Annotated in this window: 9 protein-coding genes; 6 read left to right on the top strand and 3 right to left on the bottom strand. The window is 38.1% G+C overall.

Going from position 1 to position 14929, the window contains the following annotated elements; genetic code table 11:
* Positions 1–206: 206 nt before the first annotated feature.
* Positions 207–3824, top strand: a complete 3618-nt coding sequence (gene rpoB / locus C240_RS10650) for a DNA-directed RNA polymerase subunit beta (protein ID WP_271495385.1) — start codon at positions 207–209, stop codon at positions 3822–3824.
* 162 nt (positions 3825–3986) lie between these two features.
* On the top strand, positions 3987–7640 hold the full coding sequence (gene rpoC / locus C240_RS10645; RefSeq protein ID WP_271495381.1) for a DNA-directed RNA polymerase subunit beta': 3654 nt from the start codon (positions 3987–3989) through the stop codon (positions 7638–7640).
* Positions 7641–7691: 51 nt separating this feature from the next.
* On the opposite strand, the gene C240_RS10640 is transcribed toward rpoC, so the two are convergent.
* Positions 7692–8411, bottom strand: a complete 720-nt coding sequence (locus C240_RS10640) for a glucosamine-6-phosphate deaminase (protein WP_271495378.1) — start codon at positions 8409–8411, stop codon at positions 7692–7694.
* 132 nt (positions 8412–8543) lie between these two features.
* On the opposite strand from C240_RS10640, the gene msrA reads away from it, so the two are divergent.
* A complete protein-coding gene (gene msrA, locus C240_RS10635) occupies positions 8544–9077 on the top strand; it encodes a peptide-methionine (S)-S-oxide reductase MsrA (protein WP_271495375.1) in 534 nt (177 codons plus the stop codon).
* Between the two features lie 41 nt (positions 9078–9118).
* On the opposite strand, the gene C240_RS10630 is transcribed toward msrA, so the two are convergent.
* Positions 9119–9802, bottom strand: a complete 684-nt coding sequence (locus C240_RS10630; protein WP_271495372.1) for a prepilin peptidase — start codon at positions 9800–9802, stop codon at positions 9119–9121.
* A gap of 103 nt (positions 9803–9905) precedes the next feature.
* Here C240_RS10630 and C240_RS10625 point away from each other — a divergent pair, with 103 nt between their 5' ends.
* The 3 genes from C240_RS10625 to C240_RS10615 all read left to right on the top strand — a co-directional run bounded on the left by C240_RS10625 (position 9906) and on the right by C240_RS10615 (position 12849).
* Complete coding sequence (locus C240_RS10625) at positions 9906–11435, top strand: gluconokinase (protein ID WP_271495370.1); 1530 nt, start codon at positions 9906–9908, stop codon at positions 11433–11435.
* A gap of 64 nt (positions 11436–11499) precedes the next feature.
* Positions 11500–12237: a DUF5105 domain-containing protein gene (locus C240_RS10620; protein ID WP_271495367.1), complete on the top strand. Its 738-nt coding sequence runs from the start codon at positions 11500–11502 to the stop codon at positions 12235–12237.
* A 123-nt stretch (positions 12238–12360) separates the two neighbouring features.
* Complete coding sequence (locus C240_RS10615) at positions 12361–12849, top strand: Dps family protein (RefSeq protein ID WP_271495364.1); 489 nt, start codon at positions 12361–12363, stop codon at positions 12847–12849.
* 47 nt (positions 12850–12896) lie between these two features.
* Here C240_RS10615 and argH read toward each other — a convergent pair whose 3' ends face one another.
* Complete coding sequence (gene argH / locus C240_RS10610; protein WP_271495362.1) at positions 12897–14282, bottom strand: argininosuccinate lyase; 1386 nt, start codon at positions 14280–14282, stop codon at positions 12897–12899.
* Positions 14283–14929: the final 647 nt, after the last annotated feature.

Below are 14929 nucleotides of genomic sequence, written 5' to 3'. Positions count from 1 at the left end.
AGCGAAATATTGTCCGTTCCGGTTTTTAATAGGGAAACAAAAGTAGAAACGCACGAGAAATTTTCAAGAGCACATTCTATTTTTGGTTTTTTTTTGCCTAAAAACTGCAAAAAATGCTCAATATTACGAATATTTAATATTTGTAATATTAATGAAATGTTTTCGGTTAGTGTTTTGATAGACTTTTAATTAGAGGAGTGAAGAGCTTGGCTGGACACGTAGTAAAATACGGAAAACACCGCGAACGTAGAAGTTTCGCCCGGATCAGTGAAGTGTTGGAATTACCCAACTTGATCGAGATTCAAACAGACTCTTACCAATGGTTTTTAGATGAAGGCTTGAGAGAAATGTTTGAAGACATTTTACCAATCGATGATTTCCAAGGGAATTTGTCATTGGAATTTGTGGACTATGAATTAAAAGAACCTAAGTATACGGTAGAAGAAGCGCGCTCTCATGATGCAAACTATTCTGCACCGTTACACGTAACTCTACGATTGACAAACCGTGAATCTGGAGAAATCAAATCACAAGAAGTTTTCTTCGGTGATTTCCCTCTAATGACTGAAATGGGAACATTCATTATCAACGGAGCAGAACGTGTTATCGTTTCTCAGTTGGTTCGTTCACCAGGTGTTTATTTCCATGGAAAAGTAGATAAAAATGGTAAAGAAGGTTTTGGCTCAACTGTTATCCCTAACCGTGGTGCATGGTTGGAAATGGAAACAGATGCCAAAGATATTTCTTATGTACGTATTGACCGTACACGTAAAATTCCATTAACTGTATTAGTTCGTGCTTTAGGTTTTGGCTCTGACGATACAATTTTTGAAATTTTCGGTGAATCTTTAAGCTTACGTAACACAATCGAAAAAGATTTACACAAAAATGCTAGCGACTCTCGTACAGAGGAAGGCTTAAAAGATATTTATGAGCGTCTTCGCCCAGGCGAACCCAAAACAGCAGATAGTTCTCGTAACTTGCTGAATGCTCGTTTCTTTGATCCAAAACGCTATGATCTAGCAAATGTTGGTCGTTACAAAGTCAACAAAAAATTAGATTTAAAAACTCGTCTATTAAACCTAACTTTAGGAGAAACATTGATCGATTCTGAAACAGGAGAAATCCTTGTTGAAAAAGGAACAGTGCTGACACACCAAGTAATGGAAACCTTAGGCGAACATATCGATAATGGTTTGAACAGCGTAACATATTATCCTAGCGAAGATGGAGTAGTTACTGAACCAATGACCGTTCAAGTGATTAAAGTGCTTTCTCCAAAAGATCCAGAACGTCTTGTTAACGTTATTGGGAATGGTTACCCTGATACAAGTGTGAAAACAGTTCGTCCAGCAGATATCGTAGCTTCAATGAGTTATTTCTTTAACTTACAAGAAGATATCGGCAACGTAGATGACATCGATCACTTAGGAAACCGTCGTATCCGTTCAGTCGGTGAATTGTTACAAAATCAATTCCGTATTGGTTTAGCTCGTATGGAACGTGTGGTTCGTGAAAGAATGTCTATCCAAGATACTGAAACCTTGACACCACAGCAATTGATTAATATTCGTCCAGTTGTTGCAAGTATCAAAGAATTCTTTGGTTCTTCTCAGTTATCACAGTTCATGGATCAAACAAACCCTCTAGGTGAATTGACACACAAACGTCGTCTATCTGCCTTAGGACCTGGTGGTTTGACTCGTGACCGTGCCGGCTATGAAGTTCGAGACGTTCACTATTCCCACTATGGCCGTATGTGTCCGATTGAAACACCTGAGGGACCAAATATCGGACTAATCAATAGTTTATCAAGTTATGCCAAAGTGAATAAATTTGGTTTTATTGAAACACCTTATCGTCGCGTAGACCGTGCAACTGGCCGAGTAACCGATCAAGTAGATTACTTAACTGCTGACACGGAAGATCACTATATCGTAGCGCAAGCAAACTCACGTTTAAATGAAGATGGCACATTCGCTGAAGAATTAGTAATGGCGCGTCTACAAAGTGAAAACCTTGAAGTAACTATCGATAGAGTCGATTACATGGATGTTTCACCTAAACAGGTAGTTGCCGTTGCGACAGCATGTATTCCTTTCTTGGAAAACGATGACTCCAACCGTGCCTTGATGGGTGCCAACATGCAGCGTCAAGCAGTACCGTTGATCCAACCTCGTTCACCACTTGTGGGAACTGGTATGGAATACAAATCAGCACATGACTCGGGTGCCGCTTTACTATGTAAACACGATGGTGTCGTTGAATATGTGGATGCGTCTGAAGTACGTGTTCGCCGTGACAATGGCGCGTTAGATAAATATATGGTAACAAAATTCCGTCGTTCAAATTCAGGAACAAGCTACAACCAACGTCCAATCGTTCTTTTAGGCGAAAAAGTTGAAAAAGGCGATACCTTAGCAGATGGACCTTCTATGGAAGAAGGAGAAATGGCTTTAGGACAAAACGTACTTGTCGGATTTATGACTTGGGAAGGTTATAACTACGAGGATGCGATCATCATGAGCCGTCGTTTGGTTAAAGATGATGTCTATACTTCTATTCATATTGAAGAATACGAATCAGAAGCTCGTGATACAAAATTAGGACCTGAAGAAATCACTCGCGAAATTCCAAACGTCGGGGAAGATGCGTTAAAAGATCTTGACGAAATGGGAATTATCCGTATTGGTGCTGAAGTTAAAGATGGTGACCTATTAGTAGGTAAAGTAACGCCTAAAGGGGTAACTGAGTTATCTGCTGAAGAACGTTTACTACATGCAATCTTTGGTGAAAAAGCCCGCGAAGTTCGTGATACTTCTCTACGTGTGCCTCATGGCGGCGGTGGGATTGTTCATGATGTGAAAATCTTTACTCGTGAAGCTGGAGACGAATTATCTCCAGGTGTAAACATGCTAGTTCGTGTATATATCGTTCAAAAACGTAAAATCAACGAAGGTGATAAAATGGCCGGACGTCATGGTAATAAAGGGGTTGTATCCCGTATCATGCCGGAAGAAGATATGCCATTCTTACCTGATGGAACACCAATCGATATCATGTTGAACCCATTAGGGGTACCATCACGTATGAATATCGGACAAGTACTAGAATTGCACTTGGGTATGGCTGCTCGTCAGTTAGGTATCCACATTGCAACACCAGTATTTGATGGTGCCAACGATGATGATGTATGGGAAACAGTTCGTGAAGCTGGTATGGCTAGTGATGCGAAAACAGTTCTTTACGATGGACGTACAGGTGAACCTTTCGATAACCGTATTTCTGTAGGTGTTATGTATATGATCAAACTTGCCCACATGGTTGACGATAAATTGCATGCTCGTTCTATTGGACCATACTCACTTGTTACTCAACAACCACTTGGAGGTAAAGCTCAATTTGGTGGACAACGTTTTGGGGAAATGGAAGTATGGGCGCTGGAAGCATATGGTGCTGCTTACACATTACAAGAAATCTTAACGTACAAATCTGATGACGTTGTTGGTCGTGTGAAAACATACGAAGCCATCGTTAAAGGTGAGCCAATTCCAAAACCAGGTGTACCGGAATCATTCCGCGTATTGGTAAAAGAATTACAATCACTGGGATTAGATATGCGTGTATTAGATATCGAAGAAGAAGAAATCGAATTGCGTGACATGGACGATGATGATGATGACTTGATCACCGTTGATGCCCTAACAAAATTCGCAGAACAACAATCAGCGAAACAATTAGAAAAAGAAGCAGCGGAAGCAAAAGAAGCAGCTGATGCAGTGCTTGAACAAGAAATAGAAACTGCTGAAGATACAAAAGACTAATTGTATTACATTTTGTATAAAGTGCCAATGAAATCCGTTCGTTCAAAGAGGTCTGGATCTGGAAGTGACTCATTTTAAGAGTAGACTTCTGTTCCAACCTTTCTGAACCGCGGTGAATAGCTCACTCAGCTTTTCTAACTAATTGAATGGAGGGAATCCCTTTTGATCGATGTAAATAAATTCGAAAGTATGCAAATAGGTTTGGCTTCTCCAGAAAAGATCAGAAGCTGGTCTTACGGTGAAGTAAAAAAACCTGAAACGATTAACTATCGTACGCTAAAACCTGAACGTGAAGGTTTATTCTGTGAACGCATTTTCGGCCCAACTAAAGACTGGGAATGTGCTTGTGGAAAATATAAACGTATTCGTTATAAAGGTATCGTTTGTGACCGTTGTGGTGTAGAAGTGACTCGTTCTAAAGTTCGTCGTGAACGTATGGGACATATTGAGTTAGCAGCGCCAGTTTCACATATCTGGTACTTCAAAGGTATTCCATCTCGTATGGGACTTGTATTGGACATGAGTCCTCGTGCGTTAGAAGAAATCATCTACTTTGCATCTTATGTAGTAATTGATGCTGGTGATACTTCTTTAGAGAAAAAACAATTATTAACAGAGCGCGAATATCGCGATAAACGTGATCAATATGGTCAAGGCTTTACTGCGGCAATGGGTGCAGAAGCTGTAAAACAATTATTAGATAACGTTGACTTAGATGGCGAAGTTGTTCAACTTAAAGAAGAGTTGAAATCAGCTCAAGGTCAAAAAAGAACCCGTGCAATCCGCCGTTTGGATATTTTAGAAGCCTTCCGTGCTTCAGGAAACTTACCAAGCTGGATGGTTATGGATGTTATTCCAGTTATTCCACCAGATTTACGTCCGATGGTTCAATTGGAAGGTGGACGTTTTGCGACATCTGATTTAAACGATCTATACCGTCGTGTAATCAACCGTAACAATCGTTTGAAACGCCTATTAGACTTAAATGCACCAAACATTATTGTGCAAAATGAAAAACGTATGCTGCAAGAAGCAGTAGATGCATTGATTGATAATGGTCGTCGTGGCCGTCCTGTTACAGGTCCAGGTAATCGTCCATTGAAATCTCTTTCTCATATGCTGAAAGGGAAACAAGGTCGTTTCCGTCAAAACTTACTGGGTAAACGTGTAGACTACTCTGGTCGTTCAGTTATCGTCGTTGGACCTAACTTGAAGATGTACCAATGTGGACTTCCAAAAGAAATGGCGATTGAATTATTTAAACCATTTGTAATGCGTGAATTAGTTCAACGTGAAATTGCCACAAATATTAAAAACGCAAAACGTAAAATTGAACGTCAAGAAGATGAAGTATGGGATATTCTGGAAGAAGTTATTCAAGAACACCCAGTTTTACTTAACCGGGCACCTACGCTTCATAGACTTGGTATCCAAGCCTTTGAACCTGTCTTAGTTGAAGGTCGCGCAATTCGTCTTCACCCATTAGTGTGTGAAGCGTACAATGCCGATTTCGATGGGGACCAAATGGCCGTTCACGTTCCATTAAATGAAGAAGCACAAGCAGAAGCACGTATGCTAATGTTAGCTGCTCAAAATATCTTGAACCCTAAAGATGGTAAACCAGTTGTAACTCCTTCTCAGGATATGGTCTTAGGTAACTATTACTTGACTATGGAAGAAGACGATCGCGAAGGCGAAGGTATGATCTTCCGTGATATGAATGAAGCTGTATTAGCATGGCGTAATGGCTATGTCCATCTGCATTCTCGTATCGGTGTTCAAACAACATTACTTGGAGATAAACCATTTACAGATTGGCAAAAAGAACGCATCTTAGTGACAACTGTTGGTAAGATTATCTTTAACGAAATCATGCCAGTAGAGTTCCCTTACTTGAATGAACCAACTGACTACAACTTAACTGTGCAAACGCCGGATAAATATTTTGTAGAAGCTGGGACAGATATTCCAGAGCATATTAAAGCTCAAGAACTTGTTTTACCATTCAAGAAGAAAAATCTTGGAAATATCATTGCTGAAGTATTCAAGAGATTCCATATCACTGAAACTTCTAAAATGCTTGACCGTATGAAAGACTTGGGTTATAAACACTCAACTTATGCTGGTATGACAGTGGGAATTGCTGATATCATGGTTTTACATGAAAAACAAGAAATCATTGATAGCGCCCATAAACAAGTAGAAAACATCACGAAACAATTCCGTCGTGGTCTGATTACAGATGACGAACGTTATGAACGTGTTATTGGTGTTTGGAATACAGCTAAAGATGAAATCCAACAAAAACTGATCGAAAGTATGGATGCAAAAAATCCAATCTTCATGATGTCAGATTCAGGTGCCCGTGGTAACATCTCTAACTTTACTCAGCTTGCTGGTATGCGTGGATTAATGGCCGCTCCGAATGGACGTATCATGGAATTACCGATCATCTCTAACTTCCGTGAAGGACTTTCTGTCTTGGAAATGTTTATCTCTACCCATGGAGCTCGTAAAGGTATGACCGATACAGCCTTGAAGACAGCCGATTCAGGTTACTTGACTCGTCGTTTAGTTGACGTAGCACAAGATGTTATCATTCGTGAAGACGATTGTGGAACTGACCGCGGTCTTGAAATTAAATCAATTCGTGAAGGTAATGAAATCATCGAACCTTTAGAAGAACGTTTACTAGGACGTTATACACGTAAATCAGTTATCCATCCAGAAACTGGTAAAGTAATCGTGGGTGAAGATCAATTAATCTCTGAAGATCTTGCTAAAGAAATCATTGATGCCGGTATCGAAACAGTAACAATTCGTTCTGTATTTACATGTAATACAAAACATGGTGTATGTAAACATTGTTATGGCCGTAACTTGGCTACCGGTTCAGGTGTTGAAGTTGGTGAGGCAGTTGGTACAATTGCTGCTCAATCAATCGGTGAGCCTGGTACTCAGTTGACTATGCGTACGTTCCATACAGGTGGGGTTGCCGGAGACGATATCACTCAAGGTCTTCCTCGTGTTCAAGAAATTTTTGAAGCACGTAATCCGAAAGGGCAAGCAGTAATCACAGAGGTAACTGGTGAAGTCATCGATATCTTTGAAGATCCTGCAACGCGTCAAAAAGAAGTAACAATCAAAGGGAAAACTGATACTCGTACGTATACAGTACCTTATACAGCACGTATGAAAGTCGCAGAAGGCGATACAATTCATCGTGGCGAGCCTCTAACAGAAGGTTCAATTGATCCGAAACAATTACTACAAGTTCGTGATGTATTATCAGTTGAAAACTACCTATTGCGTGAAGTACAACGCGTGTACCGTATGCAAGGGGTGGAAATCGGAGATAAACATATCGAAGTAATGGTTCGCCAAATGCTTCGTAAAGTTCGCGTTATGGATCCAGGTGATACTGAAATCTTACCAGGAACATTATTAGATATCGCAGAATTTAAAGATCGTAACTACGACACATTAGTAGCTGGTGGCGTTCCTGCAACAAGCCGTCCAGTATTACTAGGAATCACTAAAGCATCATTAGAAACGAATAGTTTCTTATCCGCTGCGTCATTCCAAGAAACAACTCGTGTGTTAACCGATGCTGCAATTCGCGGTAAAAAAGATCCATTACTTGGTTTGAAAGAGAATGTTATCATTGGTAAGATCATTCCAGCTGGTACTGGTATGGCTCGTTACCGTAACATGGAACCAAAAGAAGTCGGCGTAGCTAGCGAAAATGTCTACAGTATCTCTGATATTGAAGCACAAATGGCTGCTGAAGATGCGTTGAATGAGTTAAATAAATAAGAAAAAACCTTGGAATCAGCTTGATTCCAAGGTTTTTTTCTCTTCTGACGATTAAATTATTTCCGCTGCAGCTTCTTTATCAAGCACAATCGTTAAATTAGGGTGAGTTTGTAAAAGAGAAGCGGGAACATCGTTTGTAACAGGTCCAAAGAAAGCTTGCTTAATGATTTGGGCTTTTTTCTTACCAGTTGCAAATAAGACGATTTCTTTTGCCTGCATGACACTTTTTGGACCCATTGTAACATAGAAACTAGGGCGCTCAGTTTCATCACCACCAACTTCATTTAGTAGAATTTCTTTCATATTTGGTGTAGCGTTCTCGTCTACTAGAAAAGTTTCATTTTCAAAAGTTGTTGTTCCAGGAAGATTTCCGCAATAATGTCCATCAGCACCGATACCTAACAAAATTAAGTCTAAACCACCGTCTTGTTTAATTCTCAAGTCCTGTGTCTGATAATTATCTTGGTCTAACGGATGAATATGTTCTGTATCAATTCCAGCTGGGTCAAAGAAAAGCTTATTCAGGTTTGTCATTGTAACCCCAAAGCCTTTTTTCTTCATAAAAGGAATTTCATCAAAATTGTAATAATGAACATTGTCAAAATATGTTTTATCTTTCACATCATCTACAAGATATTCATACATTTTAACGGGTGTGGAACCAGCTGTTATCGCTAAGTTTACACGTTTATTCTGATACATTTTGCCTAATAAAATATTTGCAGCGACACGGCTCATTTTTTCGTATGTTTCTTCAACAATAATCTTCATTTTTATTCACAGTCCTTTCTTTTTCTTACCATAACATGTGGGATCCATCCCATGTCAATAACTTCTAAGCAAATCAATATCATTATTTTTTCTTCCGATTTATGATAGAGAAAAAGAAGAGGTGAAAGACAAATGGAACATCAATATGAAAAAGCTATCTTTGCTGGCGGCTGTTTTTGGTGTATGGTCAAACCATTCGATAGTCAACCGGGGATTATTTCTGTTATATCAGGATATACTGGCGGGCATGTGGAAAACCCAACCTACGCACAGGTTACGACAGGAACTACAGGACATACAGAAGCTGTTGAAATTACTTTTGATCCGAGCGTGATTTCCTATAAAAAACTAGTAGAAACTTATTGGCAGCAAACAGATCCGACTGATGCTTTAGGTCAATTTGCAGATCGTGGTGATTCGTATCGTCCAGTTATTTTTTATTCAAATGAAGCCCAAAAAGAAATTGCAGAACAATCTAAAGAGGATCTACAAGCCAGTGGGCGTTTTACCCAACCGATTGTTACAAAAATTGAACCAGCACAAACTTTTTATCCAGCAGAAGATTACCATCAGGATTATTATAAAAAACATAGTGTTCACTACAACCTCTACAGAGAAGGCTCTGGAAGAGCCGGCTTTATCCGTAAAAATTGGAAAGAAAAATAATGATTAGACTATAGGCAGGAGTAGAATATACTTCTGTCTATCTATTTAAGTAACAAAACAAAAAGCAATCCAAAACTTAAAAATGGAACAAATGGCAGTTGTTGAAGTTCTTGTTTTAAAATAAAGCGATAAAATAAAAAGAAACACAATCCGCTACCACTGGCAACAAACAATAAAAGTATCAGGGCTTGACTACCTAAAAGGGCGCCCCAAAGTGTTAATAAAAAGATATCCCCCCCACCGACAGAATCTGGCACTAGGTAATTCAAAATAATTAGGCATAGGAAGACAATAAAACAAGTGAAAAAGTGAATTGGTAAAGCTAAAATAATGTGTTCAATACATAATATAATTCCTAACGGATAAAATAATCTCGGTTCAACAATTAAATAAAAAATATCAGTTAAGGACAATAGAAATGCCATAGCTAAGATGCTGAATGAATAAAGCGGCTGTGTATTTTGAAAAACTAGTACACATAACATTCCACAATACAGTTCGCTCAAAAAATAGGTTATAGGCAAACGATGCTGGCAATAGCGACAACGAAATCGCAGTAATAAAATGGATATGAGTGGAATAAGCTCAAATACTTTTAATTTTGTTTGGCAAAAAGCACAATGGGAACCAGGTATGATTATAGATTTTTTTGCTGGGACTCTTTCTGCAACTAGACAAAGAAATGACCCGAGAATACAACCAAAGATAAAATAAACAATTAACATAGAAATTCTCCTTTCAAAAAAAGAATACGCAAAAAAAACACTTTTTCAACTAGACAAATATTTTTTTATTAGGAATAATGGAAGTGAGAAATGAGGCGATCTAATGGAGAAAATAGCGATTGGAGTAGACATTGGTACAACTCAAACTAAAGCTGTTGGATTTAATGAGGATGGAACTGTGCGTACGTCATTTTACGTTCGTTATCCTTTGATTCAAGAAACAGAAGGAATGGCAGAACAAAATATTGAACAGATTTTTCAAGCAGTTGTTACATGTATTAAAAAAGTCGTGGGAACTGTTCAACCGTGCGAGATTTCACTAGTGTCGTTTTCTACGGCAATGCACGGATTAATTGTGATGGACAAACAAAATCAACCATTGACGAGAGTTATTACCTGGGCAGATAATCGTGCGGAAAAATTTGCAGAAGAACTAAAAGATACTGCATTAGGCCAAACGCTTTATCAAAATACTGGCATGCCAATGCACCCAATGACGCCTTTTCAAAAAATTAGGTGGATAAAAGAGGAGTCACCAGAAATCTACAAGCAAGCAGCTAAATTTGTCGGAATGAAAGAATACATTTTTTATCGATTTTTTAATCTATACGTGACAGATATCAGTACAGCATCAGGAACTGGTTTTTTGAATATACATGAACTAGATTGGGACCAACAGGCATTAGTAGAAGTTGGGATTACAAGTGACCAGCTGCCTCAATTAGTTACATCAACTCATCAAGTAACTGGACTGGCAAAAGAGTGGCAAGAACAATTGGGGTTATCAGCAGATACGATTTTTATCCTTGGTGGGGCAGATGGTCCGTTGTCTAATTTAGGATTAGGTGCATTAACGGAAGGAACGGCTACCTTAACTGTAGGAACGAGTGGCGCATTGCGTTATATAGTAGATAATCCTAGGATACATCCACATGGAGAAACATTTTGCTGCGTATTAGATGAAAATCACTGGGTGATTGGCGGAGCTACTAGTAATGGTGCAGGTATTTTTGACTGGGCTTGTGAAAATTTATTAAAGGAAGTCCAAAGAGAAGCACGTTTAGCAGGAGAAAATCCTTATGATGCAGTAATGGAAGTTGTAAAGGAAACCTCTGTTGGTTCTAAAGGTGTATTATTTCATCCGTATTTATTAGGGGAAAGAGCACCATTATGGGATGCAGAAGCAACTGGAAGCTTTATTGGCTTAAAAAGGCATCATGATGACCGAATGATGATGCGTGCGGTGATTGAAGGAATTTGTTTGAATTTAAAACGTGTTTTAATTGAGCTAGAGGAATTAGGTGGCAATGTCAAAGAAGTTCGAGCAACAGGTGGCTTTGCTGAGTCGGCTGTTTTTAAAGAAGTAATGGCGGATGTCTTAGGTCTAAAGCTCTCATTTACTGAAAGCGTGGAGGCTTCAGCGTTAGGAGCTGTTTTGCTGGGTTGGAAAAGCTTAGGAATAATTTCAGACTTAGATGCAGCTAGTCATTTGGTAAAAATCAGTGAAGTGGTCGATCCTACAATAGAAAATCAGCGATTATACCAACAAATTTATCCACTTTATTTGAATACTCAACAACAAATAGCAGCTAGCTATCACCAGTTGGCTAAGTTACGATTAGATTTGGAATAAAACTTTTTTTGACAAATAACGCTGAACTTGTTTTACTAGTAGATAAGAGAACGGAGGAAAGGTAATGAGAAAAATTTGGATAGTTCCGTTGATACTAGTGGGAATTTTCCTGACAAGTTGTGGCAGAAAAGGAATTTCGGCAGAAGATGCTGGTGAGCTTTTTGTTAATCGACTAGTTTATCAAAAAGATGAAAGTAAATTTGCTAACGAATTTCGTGATGGAAAAGAAGTTGGAAAAGAGTTGGATCAAAACAGTGATGCCTTTGAGGAAAATTTTACAGAAGGACTGGCAGCTACTGGCGTAGACGTGCCTAAAAAACAAGCAGATCAATTAACACAAGAATTATTGAAGCAAGTTAAACAAAAAACAACCTATAAAATTGTTCAAATAGATGAAAAAAAATCAGGCGCGACAATTTCTTATTATGTAACTGGCTTAGATCTTGTTAGTGCAATGCAGGAAATGACACGACAATTAATAAAAGAAGCTACAGATGATCCTGAAATAGCAAAGGATGACCAAAAAGCTTTAGAAGCAACATTTTCTATTTTAGAAGAACGTGTTAAAGCAATTAAAATTAAAACTGATCCAGTGGAACTAAAATTGCATTTAGAAAAAGAAAAAGGCGAATGGTTCGTACCTGAAGACCAAGAAGAAGCGGTATCGAACTTGTTTATGGCGTTTATTTCAGGTACAAAAGATGCAGATACAATGAATAAAGAGTTAGAAGAAGCCCTAAATGTAGTTGCAAAAGAAGTAGTAGATACTTTAAACTCACAGCCAATAACTAATAATAATTAAAAAGTTAGATTAGAATTATTATTAAATTAAAAATATTATTAAAATGACAGATTTCAGTGTACTTTTTCAGTGATTCGTACTACAATTATAGATGTAGAAAAAACATTAGGAGGATGATGTATAATGAAATTCGAACAAACGAAAGAAGTATTGAATCAACTAGTTGCAGATCTTAGTCAATTTTCAGTGGTAATCCACCAAACACATTGGTATATGCGTGGACCAGAATTCTTAACATTGCACCCTAAAATGGACGAATACATGGATCAAATCAACGATCAATTAGATGTTATTTCAGAACGTTTAATCACATTAGATGGTGCTCCTTATTCAACATTACAAGAATTCGCAGATCATACAGGTATCGAAGATGAAATCGGTACATATGAACGTACAATCCCTGAACGTATGGAAAAATTAGTAGAAGGATATCGTTATTTGGCAGATCTTTACCAAAAAGGAATTGAAGTATCTGGTGATGAAGGTGATGATTCTACACAAGATATTTTTATTGCTAATAAAACAGATATCGAAAAGAATATCTGGATGCTTCAAGCAAAACTTGGCAAAGCGCCAGGTATTGATGCCGATTCACGTACAAAAACTCGTTAGTAATATTGAAAAAGGTATGACACAGTTCATTTGTGTCATACCTTTTTTTACTTTTCTTCACTTTGTAATTGCAGCTTGCTTCTTTGAATAGCTGATGTTACTTGATCGAAACCTGTTCCACCATAAGAATGTCGACGCTCCACTGCAGTTTTAGATGCCAGCGTCTGATAAATATCCGCTTCAATTAATGGCGTAATTGCTTGATATTTTTCTAACGGAACATCTTGCAAATAAATACCTTCTTTTGTGCAAGAAAGGACTAACTTACCAACAACTTCATGGGCTTGTCTGAACGGCATTCCCTTACTAGCTAAATAATCGGCGAGTTCTGTAGCGTTTGAAAAATCTTTTTCAGTTGATTTTTCCATAACTTCACGATTTATTTTCATTGTATCAACCATGCCCGCCATAATCTCTAAGCTAGTTAAAATTGTGTGAGCTGTGTCAAACATGCCTTCTTTATCTTCTTGCAAGTCTTTGTTGTATGCTAAAGGTAAGCCTTTTAAAACTGTTAATAAGCTGAATAAATTACCATAGACACGACCTGACTTTCCACGGATCAATTCCGCCATATCAGGATTTTTTTTCTGAGGCATAATAGAACTTCCTGTTGAAAATGTGTCTGTCAATTCCACAAACTGGAACTCATGGCTGCACCATAGGATAATTTCCTCGCAGAAACGAGAAAGATGCATCATCAAAATGGAACTATTACTAAGAAACTCTAAGATAAAATCTCGGTCGCTAACGCCATCTAAACTATTTTCATAGATGTGAGAAAAACCTAGTAATTTCGCAGTATATTCCCGATCGATTGGGAAGGTTGTTCCTGCTAAGGCAGCGCAGCCCAAAGGAGAAATATCAACTCGTTTTAGGCTTTCGGAAAAGCGTTCTTGATCCCGTGTTAACATACCATAGTAAGCCATCATATGATGAGCAAATGAAATAGGTTGAGCATGTTGTAAGTGAGTATAGCCGGGCATGATTGTTTCGATATTTGCCTCAGCAGTATTTACTAAGACTTGACGAAACAAATGAATTTTTTCAATAACTTCTTGTACAATGTCCTTCAAATATAAATGCATATCAGTAGCTACTTGATCATTTCTACTACGTCCAGTATGTAATTTTCCAGCGACTGATCCAATTTCTTCATGTAAAAATTTTTCAATATTTAAATGGATATCTTCGTTTTCAAGTGTGAATTCGAGTTTACCAGTTGATAATTTTTCTTGAAGGATGTTTAATCCATTTGTAATTTGAATAACTTCTGTGTCAGTTAGTATTCCGGTTTTTCCCAACATTTTGACATGGGCTAAACTGCCAATGATATCTTGTTTCGCTAATTTTTGATCAAAAGGAATCGATGCACCAAATTCATCGATCCAAGTTTCACTTTTACCTTCAAAACGTCCGCCCCATAATTTTTCCATTATCTGCACCTCGATATACTGTATTATTATTCATTCTGTAAAAATGAGACTGGGAGAAAAGCGCTTAACTCCGAGAACCGGGTAAGTACTGCGCAACATCAACTCGGTTCTCGTTGTGTTTTACAGAAATAAGAAGGGATTCACGAAAATTGCTAAGAATCACCATGAGCTTGCGAATGGATGATGATTGGTGTCTACTCGGTGCTCTTCAAATTTTTGAACCAAGTAGGTACTATTCTACATCAGTTCGTACCTCACTGTGTTTCATAGCAATTTTGGCTTATTTCCGAAGCCTTCAATTCTTAGAGCTTTTAAAAGGAGCAACGCACATTATGTGCCTTGTACCGTTCATCATCGGATCACAATATTCTTCGTGATTTACGACAATGTGATCGGAACGAAGTGGAGTAGTTGCTTTTTTCTCGCCGTTTATTCGGATTTAAAGTGTGGAGTAAAACTGTTTTTTAGTTTTGTACCACACTCTATAGCTCTAATTAAATGTAGTTATCTGTCGTAGCGAGCGTTATTATTAACTGCTTATCGATTTCCTTATTTCTGTCCGCAGATAGAAAAGAAATTCTCCAAGGATAAGCCAGGTGAGTGAATCGGATAACTTTATTTACACTTGTGTAAATGTTACCTCACAT

The organism is Enterococcus sp. 5H (assembly GCF_028128615.1).
Classification (GTDB): domain Bacteria; phylum Bacillota; class Bacilli; order Lactobacillales; family Enterococcaceae; genus Enterococcus_L.
The sequence above is the reverse complement of the archived record's forward strand: the minus strand, read 5'-3'. Positions and strand labels throughout refer to the sequence as shown.

What these genes read in the sequence shown, in the direction of transcription:
- C240_RS10640 (WP_271495378.1), bottom strand. Translation starts at nt 8,411, where the DNA reads ATGAAGATTATTGTTGAAGAAACATACGAAAAAATGAGCCGTGTCGCT.
- argH (WP_271495362.1), bottom strand. Translation starts at nt 14,282, where the DNA reads ATGGAAAAATTATGGGGCGGACGTTTTGAAGGTAAAAGTGAAACTTGG.
- C240_RS10620 (WP_271495367.1), top strand. Translation starts at nt 11,500, where the DNA reads ATGAGAAAAATTTGGATAGTTCCGTTGATACTAGTGGGAATTTTCCTG.
- C240_RS10615 (WP_271495364.1), top strand. Translation starts at nt 12,361, where the DNA reads ATGAAATTCGAACAAACGAAAGAAGTATTGAATCAACTAGTTGCAGAT.
- C240_RS10625 (WP_271495370.1), top strand. Translation starts at nt 9,906, where the DNA reads ATGGAGAAAATAGCGATTGGAGTAGACATTGGTACAACTCAAACTAAA.
- C240_RS10630 (WP_271495372.1), bottom strand. Translation starts at nt 9,802, where the DNA reads ATGTTAATTGTTTATTTTATCTTTGGTTGTATTCTCGGGTCATTTCTT.
- msrA (WP_271495375.1), top strand. Translation starts at nt 8,544, where the DNA reads ATGGAACATCAATATGAAAAAGCTATCTTTGCTGGCGGCTGTTTTTGG.